Source organism: Streptomyces sp. NBRC 110611 (assembly GCF_001590865.1).
In the GTDB taxonomy this organism is placed as follows: Bacteria; Actinomycetota; Actinomycetes; order Streptomycetales; family Streptomycetaceae; genus Streptomyces.
In genome coordinates this window covers 101,971-119,580 of sequence record NZ_BBUY01000004.1, presented here as the reverse complement: position 1 = coordinate 119,580, position 17,610 = coordinate 101,971, and the positions used below count along the sequence as shown (strand labels likewise).

Annotated in this window: 13 protein-coding genes; 7 read left to right on the top strand and 6 right to left on the bottom strand. The window is 71.9% G+C overall.

All coding sequences use genetic code 11. The features are described from left to right. From AZE13_RS36840 to AZE13_RS11395, 3 genes are all read left to right on the top strand, one after another. A partial coding sequence (locus AZE13_RS36840; RefSeq protein ID WP_181690322.1) for a hypothetical protein occupies window positions 1-202 on the top strand: 202 nt, incomplete at its 5' end. Window positions 203-331: 129 nt separating this feature from the next. Continuing rightward, complete coding sequence (gene treY, locus AZE13_RS11400; RefSeq protein WP_066929770.1) at window positions 332-2,902, top strand: malto-oligosyltrehalose synthase; 2,571 nt, start codon at window positions 332-334, stop codon at window positions 2,900-2,902. Window positions 2,903-3,150: 248 nt separating this feature from the next. Continuing rightward, window positions 3,151-5,220, top strand: coding sequence for an elongation factor G (locus AZE13_RS11395; RefSeq protein WP_066929768.1), 2,070 nt, complete (start codon window positions 3,151-3,153; stop codon window positions 5,218-5,220). A gap of 130 nt (window positions 5,221-5,350) precedes the next feature. On the opposite strand, the gene AZE13_RS11390 is transcribed toward AZE13_RS11395, so the two are convergent. Next, the gene (locus AZE13_RS11390; RefSeq protein ID WP_066929766.1) at window positions 5,351-5,896 is read right to left on the bottom strand and encodes a DUF1707 and FHA domain-containing protein; all 546 of its coding nucleotides are present in this window, start codon (window positions 5,894-5,896) and stop codon (window positions 5,351-5,353) included. 286 nt (window positions 5,897-6,182) lie between these two features. Between AZE13_RS11390 and treZ the strand changes: the two genes are divergently transcribed. After that, on the top strand, window positions 6,183-7,955 hold the full coding sequence (treZ, locus tag AZE13_RS11385) for a malto-oligosyltrehalose trehalohydrolase (protein ID WP_066929764.1): 1,773 nt from the start codon (window positions 6,183-6,185) through the stop codon (window positions 7,953-7,955). Window positions 7,956-8,161: 206 nt separating this feature from the next. On the opposite strand, the gene AZE13_RS11380 is transcribed toward treZ, so the two are convergent. Then, window positions 8,162-8,695: a type 1 glutamine amidotransferase domain-containing protein gene (locus AZE13_RS11380; RefSeq protein ID WP_066929762.1), complete on the bottom strand. Its 534-nt coding sequence runs from the start codon at window positions 8,693-8,695 to the stop codon at window positions 8,162-8,164. Between the two features lie 182 nt (window positions 8,696-8,877). Here AZE13_RS11380 and AZE13_RS11375 point away from each other — a divergent pair, with 182 nt between their 5' ends. From AZE13_RS11375 to AZE13_RS11365, 3 genes are all read left to right on the top strand, one after another. After that, the gene (locus AZE13_RS11375; protein ID WP_066929760.1) at window positions 8,878-10,542 is read left to right on the top strand and encodes a PucR family transcriptional regulator; all 1,665 of its coding nucleotides are present in this window, start codon (window positions 8,878-8,880) and stop codon (window positions 10,540-10,542) included. Between the two features lie 180 nt (window positions 10,543-10,722). Further along, on the top strand, window positions 10,723-11,727 hold the full coding sequence (locus tag AZE13_RS11370) for a metallophosphoesterase family protein (RefSeq protein ID WP_258527774.1): 1,005 nt from the start codon (window positions 10,723-10,725) through the stop codon (window positions 11,725-11,727). Next, window positions 11,724-12,383: a 4'-phosphopantetheinyl transferase gene (locus tag AZE13_RS11365; RefSeq protein WP_066930614.1), complete on the top strand. Its 660-nt coding sequence runs from the start codon at window positions 11,724-11,726 to the stop codon at window positions 12,381-12,383. The genes AZE13_RS11370 and AZE13_RS11365 overlap by 4 nt, the downstream gene beginning before the upstream one ends. A gap of 125 nt (window positions 12,384-12,508) precedes the next feature. On the opposite strand, the gene AZE13_RS11360 is transcribed toward AZE13_RS11365, so the two are convergent. The 4 genes from AZE13_RS11360 to murC form a co-directional block, all read right to left on the bottom strand. Continuing rightward, entirely contained in the window at window positions 12,509-13,546 is a 1,038-nt protein-coding gene (locus tag AZE13_RS11360; RefSeq protein ID WP_066929756.1) for a CBS domain-containing protein, read from the bottom strand. Then, entirely contained in the window at window positions 13,530-15,377 is a 1,848-nt protein-coding gene (locus tag AZE13_RS11355; RefSeq protein ID WP_258527745.1) for a DUF262 domain-containing protein, read from the bottom strand. The genes AZE13_RS11360 and AZE13_RS11355 overlap by 17 nt, the downstream gene beginning before the upstream one ends. 181 nt (window positions 15,378-15,558) lie before the next feature. Beyond that, window positions 15,559-15,966 carry a peptide-methionine (R)-S-oxide reductase MsrB gene (gene msrB / locus AZE13_RS11350; protein WP_066929754.1) on the bottom strand — a complete coding sequence of 136 codons (408 nt, stop codon included), beginning with the start codon at window positions 15,964-15,966 and terminating at the stop codon, window positions 15,559-15,561. Between the two features lie 34 nt (window positions 15,967-16,000). Then, a complete protein-coding gene (murC, locus tag AZE13_RS11345) occupies window positions 16,001-17,398 on the bottom strand; it encodes a UDP-N-acetylmuramate--L-alanine ligase (protein WP_066929752.1) in 1,398 nt (465 codons plus the stop codon). Window positions 17,399-17,610: the final 212 nt, after the last annotated feature.

Sequence of the window (17,610 nt, the reverse complement as noted above, 5' to 3'; positions counted from 1 at the left end):
CGACTCGTTCCTGCTGCTGTTCAACGCCCACGACCAGGAGAAGGAGTTCCTGGTACCCGAGCACCTGGGCCGGCAGTGGCAGGTGGTGGTGGACACCGACCGGCCGCGGGCGGCGGCGGACGGCGGCGGCACCCGGGTCAAGGCCGGCGACCGGCTGACACTGACCGACCGGAGTCTGCTGGTGCTGCGACGGCCGGCGTAGCACCGGTGCCGGGTGGCGGGTGCCGGGTGGCGGGTGGCGGGTGCCGAGGGCCGAGTGGCGGGGGCACAGCGGAGGATCCGTACGGCGGGCGATGACACAACGGGTCCCCCGCGGGGTACGGGTGTTCCCATGACGCAGCCCTCGAGTCCGCCGCCGACCGCCACCTACCGGCTGCAGCTCCAGCCGGGGTTCCCGTTCGCCGCCGCCGCACGGGCGGTCCCCCATCTGGCCGCGCTGGGCGTCTCCCACCTGCACCTGTCGCCGGTGCTGGAGGCGGTGCCCGGCTCGACGCACGGCTATGACGTGGTCGACCACACGGCGGTACGGTCCGAGCTGGGCGGCGAGCCGGGGCTGCGGGCGCTGGCCGCGACGGCCCGGGCGCACGGCCTCGGACTCATCGTGGACATCGTGCCGAACCACATGGCCGTACCGGAACCGATGACACTGAACGGACCCCTGTGGGGCGTGCTGCGCGACGGTCCGGCCTCCCCGTACGCGCGGTGGTTCGACGTGGACTGGGACGGCGGTCACGGCGGCCGGCTGCTGCTGCCGGTGCTCCACGGGCGCATCGGTGACGAGGCGCGGCACTTCGTCGTCGACCCCGGGGAGGGGCTGCTGCGGTATCACGAGCACCGCTTCCCGCTGCGCCCCGGTACCGAGGAACTGCCGCTGCCGCTCCTCCTGGCGGCCCAGTGGTACCGCCTCGCCTGGTGGCGGCTCGCCCGCAGCGAGCTCAACTACCGCCGCTTCTTCACCATTTCGGAGCTCATCGGGGTACGCGTCGAGGACCCCGAGGTCTTCGCGGCGACACACGGCACGCTGCTGCGGCTGATCGATGAGGGCGTCATCGACGGGCTGCGCGTCGACCATCCCGACGGGCTGGCGGACCCCGGCGGTTATCTGGCCCGGCTGCATCGGGCGACCGGTGGCCGGTGGACCGTCGTCGAGAAGATCCTCACCGGTGACGAACGACTCCCCGGCAGCTGGGCGTGCGCGGGCACGACGGGCTACGACGCCTTACGGCACATCGACGGGCTGTTCGTCTGCCCCCAGGGCGCCGGGCGGCTCTTCTCCCATTACCGGGACTTCGTCACCCCACTGGCCGACGAGGGCGGCGACTGGGACGAGACGGTGCGCCGGGCCGCGTACGAGGTCGTCACGCACGATCTGGCCGCGGAGGTGGAGCGCCTGGTGCGGACCGCGGCCCGGATCAACGAGCGCGCCCCGCTGCCGGGCGACCATGCGCCCTGGGCGCTGCGGCAGGCGATCCGCGAACTTCTGGTACGGCTGCCCGTATACCGGCCCTATGCCGCTGATGCCGTACGGGCGAAGCCGGACGCGGCGAGGTCGGGCACGGCGATGCTGGACGTGGCGAGGCCGGACGTGGCGATGCTGGACCGGGCCGCGGAGGGGGCGCGTGGCACGTTCCGGGTGCCCGACGAGGCACGGGCGGTGGAGATGATCCGCGATCTGGCGCTCGGCCGGCCGCCGGACGGCATCGGCCCGGAGCGCGATGACCAGGGCGCCGCGGACCTGGACCGTGCGGACTTCGCCGCACGTTTCGCCCAGACCGCCGCCGCGCTGCACGCCAAATCCGTCGAGGACACCGCCTTCTACCGCTACCCCGTCCTGCTGTCGGCCTGCGAGGTCGGCGGCCACCCCGGCGAACCCGCGCTCGGCCCGGAGGCGTTCCACGCGTACTGTGCCCGGATCCAGCGGGACCGGCCCCTGACCGGAACAGTGCTCTCCACGCACGACACCAAGCGCAGCGCCGATGTCCGGGCGCGGATCGCGGTGCTGTCGGAGTGCCCGGACCGGTGGCGGGACGTGCTGAGTGAGCTGGCCGACGACGCGGTGTGCGGGGCCGGGTCCGGCGGGGTGGACGGTGCGGGCCCGGCGGATCCGATGGTGTCCTGGCTGGCCTGGCAGACCGCGTTCGGCCTCGGCCCGGCGGCCGGCGGCCCGGCGGCGGACGGCTCAGCGGCGGGGGCACCTGGGGGAGCCGACGCGGGCAGGATGGTGCCCGCGGTGCTCAAGGCCGTACGGGAGGCCGGGCTGCGCACCTCCTGGACCGAGCAGAACGCGGACTACGAGGAGGCGGTGGCGGAGTTCGTCCGCGGCGGACCATGCGGCCCTCCGGCCGCTCCGCTGGCGGCGCTCGGCGAGGAACTCGCACCGTTCATCCGCGCGAATGTGCTGGGCGCGGCGCTGCTGCACCTGACCATGCCGGGCGTCCCCGATCTCTACCAGGGCACCGAAGCCGCATACGCCGCACTGGTCGACCCGGACAACCGGCGGCCCGCCCGCTTCCGGCCGGAGCTACTGGCCGCACTGGACGCCGGTGCCACGCCGCGCGGGCTGTCCGCCGAGAAGCTGCGGCTGACGGCCACGGCACTCCGGCTGCGGCGCGACCGCCCGCAGTGGTTCGGGGCCACGGCCGCCTATGAGCCGGTGTACGCGGAGGGCCCGGCGGCCGAGCACTGTGTGGCGTTCTGCCGCGGCGGGCGCGTGCTGACGGTCGCGACCCGGCTGTCGCTGCGCCTGGCGGAGACCGGCGGCTGGTGGGACACCGGGCTGCCGCTGCCACCGGGCGGCCCCTGGCGCGAACGGCTGACCGGGGGCGAGGTGCCGGGCGGCGCGGTGGTGCGGCTGACCGACCTGCTGACGGCCTCACCGGTGGCGCTGCTGGTACGGGAATGACGCCACCGCCCTCTCCGTAACGGCGACGCCACAGTCCGGACGTCGCCCGACGGATGACGTCACCCGACGGACGACTTCGCTCGACGGATGATGTCGCCCGGCGGATAATTCGGTTGCTGTCCGGCCCGTGCCCGGTGACCATGGCACCGTACCCGTCACCCCCCCCACTCAGGAGCACGGAATGCGCCGATTCCTCGAAAGCACTCAGCGCCCCCACCGGACGTCAGTTTTCGAGGACTCGACCACGTATGCACACCCGTCCCACAGCCCGCACCCCTCAGAACCCCCCGCGGCTCCGTCGCACCCTGAACATCGGCATCCTCGCCCACGTCGACGCGGGTAAGACCAGCCTCACCGAGCGGCTGCTCTTCGACACCGGCGCCATCGGCCGGCTCGGCAGCGTGGACACCGGTGACACCCGCACGGACACCGGCGCGCTGGAGCGGCAGCGCGGCATTACGATCCGCTCGGCCGTCGTCTCCTTCACCGTCGGCGAGGTTCAGGTCAACCTGATCGACACCCCCGGCCACTCCGACTTCATCGCCGAGGTCGAGCGCGCCCTGGGAGTGCTCGACGGTGCCGTCCTGCTGCTGTCCGCGGTGGAGGGCGTGCAGGCCCGGACCCGGGTGCTGATGCGGACGCTGCGGCGGCTGCGGCTGCCGACGCTGCTCTTCGTCAACAAGATCGACCGGATGGGCGCCCAGGGTGAGGCGCTGCTGGCGGAGATCCGGCGCCTGCTGACCCCGGCCGTCGTCCCGATGACGTCCGTGACCGGTCTCGGCACGGCACAGGCCCGCTCGGCGCCGTACCCGCTGGAGGGTGCGGAGGCCCGTGAACGCCTCGCCGAGGCGGTGGCCGAGGTGGACGAGGGCATCCTGGCCCGGCTGGTCGACGGGCCGCCGCCGACCGCGGACCAGCTCCGCACCGCCCTCGCCGCCCGCACCGCCGAGGGCGCGCTGCACCCCGTGTACTTCGGTTCGGCGCTCGGTGGGGAGGGGGTCGGCGCGCTCATCGACGGGATGGTCCGGCTGATCCCGCCGGCCCCGCCCGGCCCGGGCCCCGAGCCACGGGGCACGGTCTTCGCCGTCCACCAGCCGCCGAACGGCGAGCGCACGGCCCATGTCCGGCTCTTCGCGGGCGAGTTGCGGCCACGGCAGCGGATCGAACTGTACCGTCCCGGCGCGCCGCGGGACGCGCGTCCGGCGCTCACCGGCCGGATCACCTCGCTCGACGTCATCGGCCGACAGCCGGGCGACGGCGGGCGGCACGACGGCGGGCCGCGCGACAGTGGACGGCACGACGGCGGGCAGCACAACAGTGGACGGCCCAACAGTGGGCAGCTGCTCACCCCGGGCAATATCGCGGTGCTCCGCGGGCTGCCCGGCATCCGGACCGGGGACCGCCTCGGCCCGCCCGACGGCACGGCTGCCGACACCGCGCTCTTCCCCTCCCCCACCCTTGAAACCCTGGTCCGTGCCGGCGATCCGGCGCGCGCCGCCGACCTGCGCGCCGCGCTGCTGGCGCTCGCGGACCAGGACCCGCTGCTGCGGGTCCGCCCGGCGCCCGACGGCGCGACATCGGTGCTGCTGCACGGCGAGGTACAGAAGGAGATCCTCGCCGACACCCTGCGCCAGGAGTACGGGATCGGGGCCGAGTTCACGCCGAGCCGGGTGGTGTGCGTGGAGCGGCCGTGCGGCGTCGGCGAGGCCTGCCATGAAATCGCCAAGCGCGGGCACTGCGGGCCCTGGGCCACGGTCGGGCTGCGCGTCGAGCCCGGCGCCCGCGGCTCCGGTCCGGTCTTCACGTACGAGACCGAGCTGGGCGCCCTGCCGCACGGCTTCCACCAGGCCATCGAGGAGACCGTCCTGGCGACCCTGGAACAGGGCCCGCGCGGCTGGGCGGTGACGGACTGCCGGGTGGTGCTGACCCGTTCCGGCTTCATCGGCCCGGTCAGTACCGCCGGCCACTTCCGTACGGTCACCCGGCCCGTGCTGCTACGGGCCCTCGACCGGGCCGGCACCCGCGTCTACGAACCCTGCCACGCCTTCGAGGCCGAGATCCCGGCAGCCGCGCTGGCACCGGTGACCGCCCGCCTCACGGCGCTCGGCGCGGAGCTGGCCGAGCCCGTCGGCGGGCAACGTTCCTGGCTGGTCAGCGGGGCGCTGCCGGCCCGCCAGGTGCAGCGGCTCGAGGGGCTTCTGCCCGGTCTGACCCATGGTGAAGGGGTATGGATGTCCTCTCCGTCGGGGGACCGTCCGGTACGGGAGGAGGACGCGGCGCCGCCCCGGAGCGGCACGCCACGAAGCCTCGGCCACTGAACCCGCTCGCGGAAGCCTCGGCCGCGGCCGAGCCTCTCGCAGAAGCCCCGGCCTCCGAGCCTCTCGCGGAAGCCGCGGCCACTGAGCCCTCTCGCACGGGGCGCCGCCCACCGCACCCCGGCGCGGGGGCTCAGCGCTCCGTCAGGACGTAGTCCACGTGGCCGAAGGTGATGTGGTCGCCGGGGCCGACCGGGACCTCGCCGACCACTCGGCGGCCGTTGACGCAGGTGCCGTTGGTGGAGCCGAGGTCGCGCAGCATCCAGCCCTTGCCCTCGCTGCGGAGTTCGGCATGGGCGCGGGAGACCGTCTCGTGGTTGAGGCGCAGGCCCACTCCGGGCGCACGCCCTATCAGCAGCGGGAACGGCCCGGGCTTGGGCAGCAGGAGCTTGGGCAGCCGCTCCGTCCGCCAGGCGCGGCGCACCCGGATGTGAAACGCCGACACCCGACCGACCATCCGCAGCAGTGTGCCCTGGACCTTGCCGCGGCCAGCCAAGTCGGCGGTGGCCAGCTGGAGTTCGGAGTGCTGCTGGGCGGTGAGAACGAGTTCCAGGCGGCGCAGAAAGGTGTCCTGGGACAGCCGTCCCTGCGCCGCGCCGTCGCGCAACAGGTCGAGGGCGCGTTCCCGGTCGGCGTCCGACGGCCGCGCCGCGTGCGCGGGGAACTCGAGCGAAGTCATGCGGTGATTGTCCGGCGACCGCGATCCGCTGTCCAGGCGAGGTATGCGCGGTACGCACGCGGGACGGTGGCACGACACACCGGGCGCGCTGCGGGGCGGCGCCTGGCAGGGACAGAGTGCTCGCCGGAACGGCCCAGTGGGGTGGACCGGACCGGGCCGGGCTGTGCGACGGTGCGGCGAGGTGCGGTGTGCGGCGGCATGCTTGGTTCGCCTGGACCGGGAATCCGGACCGGGAGCCGGCGGAGGAAAGCCGGGAGCCGCGGAGGAAGTAGGAGGGAGGACGGCCGTGCTGTTCGAGGTGTGGGCGCCGGGAGCCGAGCGGGTCGCTCTTCAGTGGGCAGGCGAACGGGCCGGTCAGCCGCCCGTCCCGATGGTGCGGGACACCGACCGCGCGGGCTGGTGGCGTGCGGAGGCTCCGGCCCGCGATGGCGACCGCTACGCCTTCCGGCTCGACGGCGGGCCACCCCGGCCCGACCCGCGTGCCGTCCGGCTGCCGGACGGCCCCGGCGGACCTGCCGCCGTCGTCGACCACGACCGGTTCGTCTGGCGGCACCCGTGGCCCGGCCGCCCGCTGCCCGGCGCGGTCCTCTATGAGCTGCACATCGGTACGTACACCCCGGAGGGCACCTTCGACGCCGCGGCCACCCGGCTACGGCACCTCGCCGACCTGGGAATCACTCATATCTCACTGATGCCGGTCTGCCCGTTCCCCGGCGTCCACGGGTGGGGGTACGACGGGGTCGCACCCTGGGCGGTGCACGAGCCGTACGGCGGCCCCGACGGGCTGAAGCGGTTCGTGGACGCGGCTCACGCCTTCGGTCTCGGCGTCGTCCTCGACGTGGTGCACAACCACCTCGGCCCGGCCGGCAACCATCTCCCGGACTTCGGACCGTACTTCACCGAGGCCCATCGCACGCCGTGGGGCGCGGCGGTCAACCTGGACGCCGCCGGCTCCGACGAGGTACGCGGCTACCTCATCGCCAGTGCGCTGTCCTGGCTGCGCGACTACCGCCTCGACGGGCTGCGGCTGGACGCCGTCCACGCGCTGCACGACGACCGTACCCCGCACTTTCTCGCCAAGCTGTCCGCGGCGGTGGACGGGCTGGCCCGGCAGCTGGGACGCCCGCTGTTCCTGATCGCCGAATCCGATCTGAACGACCCCCGCACCACCGCCCCTCGGGAGAGCGGCGGCCACGGTCTGCACGCACAGTGGAACGACGACTTCCACCATGCCCTGCACACCGCGCTCACCGGCGAAGCCCAGGGCTACTACGCCGACTTCGCGCGCGCCCCGCTCGCCGCCCTCGCCAAGACGTTGACCGGGGGCTTCTTCCATGACGGCAGCTACTCCAGCTTCCGCGGCCGGGTGCACGGCGCACCGCTCGACCTGCGCACCACGCCCGCGTACCGGCTGCTGGCGTACGCCCAGACGCACGACCAGATCGGCAACCGCGCGCTCGGCGACCGGCTCGCCGCGAGCCTCTCCACCGGTCTGCTCGCCTGCGCCGCCGCGCTGGTGCTGTGCTCACCGTTCACTCCGATGCTGTTCATGGGCGAGGAGTGGGGAGCGACCACGCCCTGGCAGTACTTCACCGACCACACGGATCCGGACCTGGCGGAGGCGGTACGGGCCGGGCGACGGCGCGAGTTCGCGGCACACGAGTGGGCGGCCGACAGCGCCGAGTGGCCCGATCCGCAGGACCCGGCCACCCGCGATCGCAGCGTCCTGGACTGGAGCGAGCCGGCCCGGGAACCGCACCGCTCACTGCTGGCCTGGCACCGTACGCTCCTGACGCTCCGCCAGGAGCTCCCGGCCCTGACCGACCCGGATCCGCGCCACACCGGCGTCCGCTACGACGAGGGCGCCCGCTGGCTGCTGCTGCGGCGCGGCCCGCTGTGGGTGGCGGCCAACCTCGCGCACGAGACCACCGCCCGCATCCCACTCCCCCCGGCCCCCACCCCTCTGAAGGCCCTCGCCGGCTGGCCCGGCGCCCACCTCCCCGACGCACACGACGTACTCCACCTACCACCGGAATCAGCAACACTCCTGGGCCCGTAGCCACCCCCGGCCCCCTCGCCGACACGCCTCCGCCCCTGCTCACCTGCCGGTCTACCTGTCCGTACATCTGCCCGTCTGCTCGCTGCCCCCCGGCCCTGCCCCTGCCCTGCCTGTGCCCGTGCCCCCGGGAATACACTCCGCCCCTGCCCCTGTTGTGGACCCCGAGGGGGGCTTCGCAACCCTTAGGGGATCCGTTCGATCCACCCTTAAGGGGGGAACTCCGCCACGATCGCCGTGCAGAAGGCCTCCAGGTCGCCCGGTCTCCGGCTGGTGATCAGCGTGTTCGGCCCGTCGGTGCAGATCACGACCGGTTCGTCGACCCAGGTGCCACCCGCGTTACGGATATCGGTCCGCACGCTCGGCCAGGAGGTGAGCGTGCGGCCGCGCAGCACATCGGCCTCGACCAGCGTCCACGGCGCATGGCAGATGGCCGCCACCGGCTTCCCGGCGTCGAAGAACGACCTGATGAACGCCACGGCCCGCCCGTTCAGGCGCAGCATGTCCGGATTGGCCACCCCGCCGGGCAGCACCAGACCGTCGAAGTCCGCCTCGGTCGCCTCGTCCACCGTCAGATCGACGGGGAAGGTGCCTGCCTTGTCGAGATGGTGGTACGCCTGGATCCTTCCGGCGGAGGTCGAGACCAGCGTCGCGGTGGCCCCCGCCGCGGTCACCGCCTTCCAGGGCCGGGTCAGCTCGCGCTCCTCGGCGCCCTGCGGAGCCACCAGAAACGCCACCCGCATATACACTCACATCCCTCCGCGGCTCACATCCCTCCGGGAGCTGATATCCCGCCGCATCGGTCGGACGTATGGCGGGAAACGCCACTCCCCCACTTCTCGCCCAGCGGTTGACCGCCAATGGCCTACATATATGGTCTCCGGTCCCGCAGATATGCGGCGGGCCGGTGATGGAGACTGTGTCCATGCCCCTGCGCATCTCCGACCTTCTCGCCCGGCCCGGCCTCCGGCTGTCGGTCACCTACGACGTGCCGCCACACCTGCTGGCCCGCACGGTCGAGGCGGCGACCGTCTCGGATCTGCTGGTGCCGGGAAAGTGGCTGCAGGGCGGTGAACTCCTGATGACTATCGGCCTGTTGCTGCCGGGCGAGCCGTCCGCCTGCCGGGCGTACGTCCGGGACGTGGCCGAGGGCGGGGCGGCCTGCCTGGCGCTCGGGCTGGGGCGTGGGCTGCCCTATCAGCAGGCGCCGGAGGCGCTGGTGGCGGCGGCCGAGGAGGCGGGGCTGCCGCTGCTGACGGTGCCGGACGAGGTGCCGTTCATCGCCGTCACCAAGGCCGTCTTCGACGCCCGGGCGGATGAGCAGCGCGAGGCGCTCCAACGGGCCTTCGCCACCCAGCGGCGGCTGACTGCCGCGGCGGCCGGCGACGGGCTGCGGCCGATGCTGGCGGAGTGGGCGGCCGCCACGGGAGTGGGCGCCGCGGTGCTCGACCCGCTGGGACGGCTGCTGGCGGCGGGCGCGCGCGAGCCGCACCCGCCGCTGGAGCAGGCGCGCGACCTGATCGAACGGGTCTCCGCCCGCGGGCTGCGCGGCAGCGCGTCCAGCCTGGTCGGCGGGCAGCAGCTGGAGGTGCAGCCGCTGGGCGCGCGGCGGTTGCGGGGCCTGCTGCTGCTCACCGGGCGCCCGGACGACGCCGCCCGCTCCGTCGTCCCCGGTCTGGTCTCGCTGCTGTCGTTGGAGCTGGAGCGCCGCCACCTGCGCGACGAACCGGAGCGTCGCCGCAGGTCAGCACTGCTCTCGGAGCTGCTGGCCGAGGAGCATCCGGCCGCGGACCGGGCCCGGGACATGCTGCGCTCGGTGGGGCTGACGAGCGACCGGGTGCGCGGGGTCGTGGTGGAGATGGCGGGTGGGGGCGGTGAGCGAGTCGCCACCGGCCCAGCGGGAGCCGCGGCCGGGACGGACCAGGCTGGAGCGGACCAGGCTGGAGCGGACGAGACCGGGGTAAACCAGGACGGAGCGGACGAGGCCGCTGCGCGGGAGGTGGCCGCGGATCTGGCGCTCGCGGTGCCCGGCGGTCTGGTCCGGGTGACGGACGGCTCGGCCGGCGGTGCGGCGGGCGGCGCGCCGGGCGGGCTCATCGAGGCGGTGGTCGGTGACGACCTGGACATCCGCGATGTTCTGGCCCGCTTCGCGCCGGGCTGTCCGGCCGGTATCGGCCCGGCCACCGCCCCCGAGGCGGTACGGGTCTCACTGCGGCAGGCGGCCGGGCTGCTCGCCGTCAGCCGGGCCGGCGGCGAACCGGCAGAGGCACGGCAGAGCCAGGCCAGCCGCCTGCTGCTCGACCTCGCCGACCGCCGTACGCTGCAGGGTTACGCGGACGCCGTACTGGGCCCGCTCGATCTCGCGGACAACGGCGAGGAGTTGATCGCCACCCTGGCGGCCTGGCTGGAGACCGGCGGCGCGTGGGATGCCACCAGCCGACGCCTCGGCGTCCACCGGCACACCGTACGCAATCGCCTCGACAAGGTCATGGACCTGACCGGCCGCCGGCCCGACGACCCCGACGACCGCTTCGATCTCTGGCTGGCCACCCGGATCCGACGCGGCGGCGCGCCGCCCACAACGCCATGAGGCGATGGTGCCACCCCATCGGCACCGGCACCCGCCCCGGCATCGGCACCCGCACCGGCGTCGCCCTCGTCATCAGGCCGGTAGCGCCGTCCGACCGGTGACACCACCAGGCCGGTGACGTATACCGCACGACCGGGCCCCGCCCTTCACTCTCACCGACGCACCGTCTTTACTGCCATGGTGACCTACGAGATCCGCACCCTGGCACCCGGCGCCAACGGCCCCGCCGGTCCTGCTCCGCTGCCCGTTGCCTCTCCCACGCCCGCACGGCGCGGGGGGACCCCCACCGACCCCGCTCCCGGCGCCGGACGGAGCGGTGCGGGTGGCAGGTTGGTGGCCGTCAGCGATCTGCACATCCGCTATCCGGAGAACCGGGAGATCGTCGAGGGGCTGAGACCGGAGTCCGACGACGACTGGCTGCTGGTCGCCGGTGACGTCGGCGAGTACGTCGCCGATGTCCGCTGGGCGCTGACTCTGCTCAGCAGCCGGTTCGCGAAGGTGGTGTGGGTGCCGGGCAATCATGAGCTGTGGACGCCGCCCGACGACCCGGTGCAGCTGCGCGGGGTCGCCCGCTACGAGCATCTGGTGGAGATCTGCCGGGAGTTGGGTGTGCTCACCCCGGAGGACCCGTACCCGGTCTGGGAGGGTGTGGGCGGCCCGGCGGTCATCGCCCCGCTCTTCCTCCTCTACGACTACACCTTCCGCAAGCCGGGACTGGCGTCGAAGAGCGAGGCGCTCGCCGACGCCGAGAAGGCCGGGGTGGTGTGCACCGACGAGTTCCATCTGCACCCGGACCCGTATCCGACGCGGGAGGCGTGGTGCCGGGCGCGGGTGGCGGCCACCGAGGCCCGGCTCGCCGCCCTACCGGAGGAGCTGCCCACCGTGCTCATCAATCACTGGCCGGTGGTGCGTGAACCCACCCGGCCGCTGTGGTACCCGGAGTTCGCGCTGTGGTGCGGTACGGAGGCCACCGCCGACTGGCCGCACCGGTTCCGGGCCGCCACCGTGGTCTACGGCCATCTGCATATTCCCCGGCTGCTGATGTGCGACGGCGTGCCCCATCAGGAGGTGTCGCTCGGCTACCCACGGGAATGGCGGCGCCGCTCCGGCGCACCGGGCCGGCCGGTACAGATCCTGCCGGCCCCGGCCGCGGTCGCCTCCGGAACGACGGGAGCCCGCGCATGATCGACAAACTGCTGCCGGCGCCGGTGGTGACCGGCGAAGCCTTCCAGGACGCCCCGCTGTCCGAGATGTATCCGGAGGAGTGGGCGCTGGTGGAGAACGCGGTACCCAAGCGGCAGAAGGAGTTCGGCACCGTACGCGGCTGCGCCCGCTCAGCGCTGTCCCGGCTGGGTATCGCCCCCGGGCCGGTGCTCCCGGGCCGCGATCGGGCGCCGCAGTGGCCGGCCGGGGTCGTCGGCGCGCTGACGCACTGCACCGGCTACCGCGCCGCCGCGGTGGCCCGCGCGCGGGATGTGCTGACGATCGGCCTGGACGCAGAGCCCAATGAGCCCATAGAGGACCCCGGGGTGATAGACCTCGTCACGCTCCCGGAGGAGCGCTCCCAGCTCCGCCGTCTGGCCGTGCTGGAGCCCGAAGTCTGCTGGGACCGCCTGATGTTCAGCGCCAAGGAGAGCGTCTACAAGGCGTGGTATCCGCTCGCCCACCGCTGGCTGGGCTTCGAGGACGCGCTCCTCACCCTCGATCCCACGAACGCCACCTTCACCGCCCGCCTCCTCGTCCCCGGCCCCCGGGTCAAGGGCGAAGAGCTCACCGAATTCAGCGGGGGCTGGCTCGTCGAGTCGGGACTGGTGGTGACGGCGATCGCCATGCCGGCCTGACGGGGCGGGCGGGCATGAGGCCCGGGCACCGCCCGCCCGGGCCCTGGCCCCGCGTCACCCCTCCCCCCCCCGCGTCACCACTCATCAACCATCAGCGGTCAGCGGTCAGCCGCAGGGCAATTTCCTCAGGATGCGGCCGCTCCGTAGTCCGGGTCGTACAGGCGCAGCATGTGCACAAAGCGGTCGAGCAGGTTGAGTTGTTCATTCCTGAGTGACGGCGCATTGAAGTGCATGACCGTGTTGCGGACGTCCTTCACGCGACTGAGCAGCCCGATGAAATGCTCCCGGTCGACGCCGGGCCAGCCCAGTTTTCCCCAGCGTTCCTCGTTGTCCAGGAGCCGGATGTACTCACCGAACATCATCTCTTCGACGGATCTCTTCTTCTTGTGCACCTTCTGGACGTCGGCCTCTCCGTAGACCCGGCCCAGAGAGCGCCGGAGTCGCCGCTCAATCTCCCCGAGGGTGAAGAACGGGCGGGCGACCGCACCGAACTCGCCAGCAAGATCAGCGGAGGTGACAATGCCGCTCACCCGCCCGTCCGCAGCCCGCACCAGGACGAATTCATGAGTCTGGATGAGCGGTAGCACCGGCAGAAGGTGGGCCGACGCATTGACGATCTCGTACTCGCTGGTGATCGCGCTGGCGAGGCACGGCTGGCGACCGGTCGCATGCATATGGGCAATCGAGGCCCAGGTAATGACCCCATGCAGAGTACCCGCGATGTCGAGCACCGGAAGTTGTGAATATCCGTGCTCCGCCATCCTTCCCATCGCGAGCGGGAGCGGCTCGTCAGGTGCGATCGATGCGACCCGATGGGCCGACGGCAGGTCGTGGACTCGCATGGCCGCCTGCGGGAACAGGCCGACGCATTCGTCAACGTCCTCGATTCCGTCGCCGGTATCCGGAGCGGGCGCACTGTCCGCATCGTCGCCGGCGATGAAACTGCCCTTCTCGCGGGTGGCCGGGACGACGGCGATCTCGTTGTTCAGTGAGCCGACGGAAAAGTCCGGCGTTGTGGTCAGGCCGGCATTTCGCAGATCGAGTTCGATCTGCGGGACGGATGCGTGGTCACGGACCCGAAAACCCCACAAGGACAGAATCTCACGGATCGGCAGGGTAGTGCCTTCCAGTCCTTTGATGGTCGCGTCATCCGGCGTCGCCATCGCTCGCCCCCTCACGGACCGCGGCCTTTCCCATCTCCCGCTCGACGAGCCCCAGCAGCCTGATTGTCCGGTCCCGGTAGAAAGCCGTGAAATCGTCCGCGCGCAGCGTCTTGGGGTCGATCAGATGAGTGCTGACGATGTCATCGAACCAGTCACCCGGACTGCCGATATGCCGCTCGAAGGCGGACAGGAAGGCCGATGGTTCACTGGCTCCCATCATCTGCTGGGCCCGGTAGGACAGCGGGGTCTTGTTCACGATGCTGTTCATCCAGGTACTGTCCACGTCGTTGCGCTCGAACCACGCCTTCGGGAAGACCTGACGAATATCCACGTACTGCCCGATCACCGACTGTTCACTGATCGGCTCCCCGTGGAAAACCCAGTCGATTGCCCCCTCCTTGATCAGGAGAGCGTAGATTCCCTTGTAGGCCGCGCTGTTGCGAGAGGTGAGCCGGTGCAGGCGCTGTTCCTGGAAGGTCGCTTCCGTGATGGTGTCGGGCTCCGGACCACCGTCCCTGATCCAGCCGACCACCTGCTCGACATCCCGGACGAACCGAGTGTCCGTGACCCCTCCGTAGAGCTCCCCGAGCACGCCACACCAGTACCAGCGTGCCAGTCTCTCAGGGACGCCCGGTTCTTCCACTGTGGCTCCGAGGATTACCCCGATTGCCGCGAGGGGGACCACCTGAGATCCATACGGCAGGTCGCGTTCACGGAACACGTGCTGGGTACCCAGGAACCGGCCGGCCCAGGAGAGCGCCTCCGCCACTTTCGGCGCGATCTGCGTGTAGTCGGCGAGCGGGAGGTGCAGCAGATCCCGCCGCTTGCAGCTCACCGCCGGGGCGTTCATCGCACCTGGATGCTCTGCCAGGAAATCCTTCTTGCGCCGGTACGTTCGCACCAGGGCGATGGCTTGGAGAAAGTCCAGGCTGGTGAGCCCGGTCTCCTGGCCGCTCTCCTTGTCCAGTGTCCCGAACACCGGGTAGTCGGAGCACAGCGCGCCTTTGATCGCCCGCCATTCCTCGATGAGGCTGAAGTCCTCGCCGCCGCTGCGTTCGGCAAACTGCACGTCACCCGCGTAGGTAGCGGTGAGCAACTCGAATACGTTGAGGACGACACCGCCGGTATTCACCCGCTCGAAGACCGAGCACACCGCCTCTTTGCGGGTCTCCTTCGGCAGACGGATCAACGGGACCTTGAAACCCTTGACCGTGTCGATGACCCGGGCCTGGAACGCCGACCACACGTCCCAGCGGTCGTCGGCGCCGCTGACATAGTCACGCTGCCACTTTCCCGTCTGCTCCGGCTCGAAGATCAGATTCAACGGGAACAGACCACTCATGCACTCCTTCTCCCGCGTCGTAAGGTTCCAGGCCGGGCCACGCCCGAACGCGCTCCGTACGACCCGGTCCTCCGGGACGGAAAGGATGGCCTCGTCCCGGTCCGCTGTGTCATCCACTGCCTTGGCGATGTCGATGTAGTACCAGCGCCTGAGGGGCTTGCTCCGCGCACCGGTCGTCTCCACCGGACGCTTCGATTTGAGCGCCTGGAACAAGGACGTCAGCCGCTGCTGCCCGTCGAGCAGCAGCTGTTCCGGGACGACGGCCGGGTCCACTTCGGTGCCGTGCAGCGGCCGGGCCTTGAACTGGGCCTCACCGCCGGTCTCCAACGTCATGGCGACACCCAGCGGATAGTCGAGCGTCACCGTCGCCAACAGGGCACGGATGCGATCGTCATCCCACTTCCACTGCCTCTGGAAGTCGGGCAGCTGGATCCTCCCTGCCGCGACGTCGTCCAGCATCTTGCCCAGGCTCGGCCCGTCCAGCGCCACCCCATACACCCCCAGTCACACGGACGCTTCTCTGCGTCACAAGGGAGACATGGTATGGGCAATCGCCGCACCGTGCGGGCGACTTGCATGATCTGCCGGATGGGCCCCGGGGCGCCGAGATCAGCTCATTGCCCCTGTGGCCCGTACCCCGGCGATGCCCACGCTGCCGCGGGCACCGGCCTCAGCCCTCGTCCGAAGTCAGCCGCAGGGAGATCGAGTTGATGCAGTACCGCTGATCCGTCGGGGTCGGATAGCCCTCGCCCTCGAAGACGTGGCCGAGGTGGGAGCCGCAGCGGGCGCAGCGGACCTCCGTGCGGACCATGCCGTGGGAGCGGTCCTCGACCAGCTCGACCGCGTCGCTGTCCTTGGGGTCGTAGAAGGACGGCCAGCCGCAGTGGCTCTCGAACTTGGTGTCGGAGCGGAACAGTTCGGCTCCGCAGGCGCGGCAGGAGTAGATTCCGGCGGTCTTGGTGTCGGTGTACTCGCCGACGAAGGCCGGTTCCGTGCCGGCCTCGCGCAGAACGTGGTACTCGGCGGGGGACAGCTCGGCGCGCCACTGCTCGTCGGGCTTGTCGATCTCGTACGGCATCTGGTGTCCCTCTCCTCAGCTCGGCGGTCCGGGCTCAGCGGCCCAGGCGGGTCAGGATGGCGGGGCCGAGGTCGGTCACATCGCCCGCGCCCATGGTGAGAACAAGGTCACCGGGCCTGGCCATTCCGGCGATGAGACCGGGGACGGCGGCCTGGTCGCTCTCCGGGGTGACCTCGGCGCCGGCGGCCCGTGCGGCGTCGATGATGAGGGTGCTGGTGATGCCCGGGATCGGGTCCTCGCGGGCCGGGTAGATGTCCAGGACGACGGAGGCGTCGGCGAGGGCGAGCGCCTGGCCCATCTCCGTGCCCAGTTCCTGGGTGCGGGAGAAGAGGTGCGGCTGGAAGACGACCAGGACCCTGGAGTTCTCGGCGGCGCCGCGGATGGCTTCCAGGTCGGCGGCCATCTCCGTGGGGTGGTGGGCGTAGGAGTCGATGACCTGGACCCCGCCCGCCTCGCCCTTGAGCTGGAGGCGGCGCTTGACGCCGGTGTACTTGCCGAGCGCGGAGGCGAGGTTGTGCGGCGGCAGGTCCAGGGCGACGCCGGCGGCCAGGGCGGCGACGGCGTTGTGGGCGTAGTGCCGCCCGGGGACCGAGACGGTGAAGGTGAGGATCTTGCCGCTGGTGAGGGTGACGGTGACCTCGCTGGTCAGGCCGCGGGGGTTGACCTTGAGGATGCGGACGTCGGCGTCCTCGGACTCGCCGTAGGTGACGACCTGGATGTCGTGGCGGCCGGAGATACGTGCGGTCAGCTCGCGGGCGCCGGGGTGGTCGGCGGCGATGACCAGGGTGCCGCCGGGGCGGATGCGGCCGACGAAGGTCTCGAAGGACTCGTAGATCTCGTCCATCGAGGCGTAGTTGGCGTGGTGGTCCAGCTCGACGTTGAGGACGATGGCGACCTCGGGCGCGTACTTGTGGAAGCTGCGGTCGCTTTCGTCGGCCTCGGCGACGAAGATCTCGCCGGCGCCGTGCTCGGCGTTGGAGCCCGGTGCGTCGAGGTCGCCGCCGATGGCGTAGGAGGGCTTGAGGCCGAGGGCGGCGAGGGACACGGCCAGCATGGAGGTCGTCGTCGTCTTGCCGTGGGTGCCCGCCACGGCGATGGGGCGGAGGCCGTCCATGAGGGAGGCGAGGGCATCGGAGCGGTGCACGACGGGGATGCCGCGCTCACGGGACGCGGCCAGCTCGGGGTTGTCGGGGCGGATCGCGGAGGAGACCACGACGCTGGTGGCGTCGGCGGCGAGGTGCTCGGCGGCGTGGCCGAGGTGGACCGTGGCGCCCAGGGAGCGCAGGGCCTGGGCGGTCGCGGAGTCCTTGGCGTCGCTGCCCGCCACCTGGGCGCCGCGCTGCGCGAGGATCTTGGCGATACCCGACATACCGGCTCCGCCGATGCCGATGAAGTGCGGCCGGTCCATCGAGGCTGGGATGGCGGGTGCCATGGTGCGTCTCCCTGATCGTCGATCATCGCGAGCGGTGGTGCGGTCCGTGCGGTCACACCTGTCGTGCTGCTCGTGCTGCTGTCTGTCGTCCTGCTCTCGTGCTGTCGATGATTCTCGCACCCGGCACTGACAGCGGCGGGCCATGGGCCGCGGCAGCAGCGATTCATGGGCCACGGCCGGAGCCGTCCGACGGTCGCCGGGCGGTCCGCAGG

What these genes read in the sequence shown, in the direction of transcription:
- AZE13_RS11360 (WP_066929756.1), bottom strand. Translation starts at nt 13,546, where the DNA reads ATGGCGACGCCGGATGACGCGACCATCAAAGGACTGGAAGGCACTACC.
- msrB (WP_066929754.1), bottom strand. Translation starts at nt 15,966, where the DNA reads ATGCCGTACGAGATCGACAAGCCCGACGAGCAGTGGCGCGCCGAGCTG.
- AZE13_RS11380 (WP_066929762.1), bottom strand. Translation starts at nt 8,695, where the DNA reads ATGCGGGTGGCGTTTCTGGTGGCTCCGCAGGGCGCCGAGGAGCGCGAG.
- AZE13_RS11390 (WP_066929766.1), bottom strand. Translation starts at nt 5,896, where the DNA reads ATGACTTCGCTCGAGTTCCCCGCGCACGCGGCGCGGCCGTCGGACGCC.
- AZE13_RS11375 (WP_066929760.1), top strand. Translation starts at nt 8,878, where the DNA reads ATGCCCCTGCGCATCTCCGACCTTCTCGCCCGGCCCGGCCTCCGGCTG.
- murC (WP_066929752.1), bottom strand. Translation starts at nt 17,398, where the DNA reads ATGGCACCCGCCATCCCAGCCTCGATGGACCGGCCGCACTTCATCGGC.
- AZE13_RS11365 (WP_066930614.1), top strand. Translation starts at nt 11,724, where the DNA reads ATGATCGACAAACTGCTGCCGGCGCCGGTGGTGACCGGCGAAGCCTTC.
- AZE13_RS11395 (WP_066929768.1), top strand. Translation starts at nt 3,151, where the DNA reads ATGCACACCCGTCCCACAGCCCGCACCCCTCAGAACCCCCCGCGGCTC.
- treY (WP_066929770.1), top strand. Translation starts at nt 332, where the DNA reads ATGACGCAGCCCTCGAGTCCGCCGCCGACCGCCACCTACCGGCTGCAG.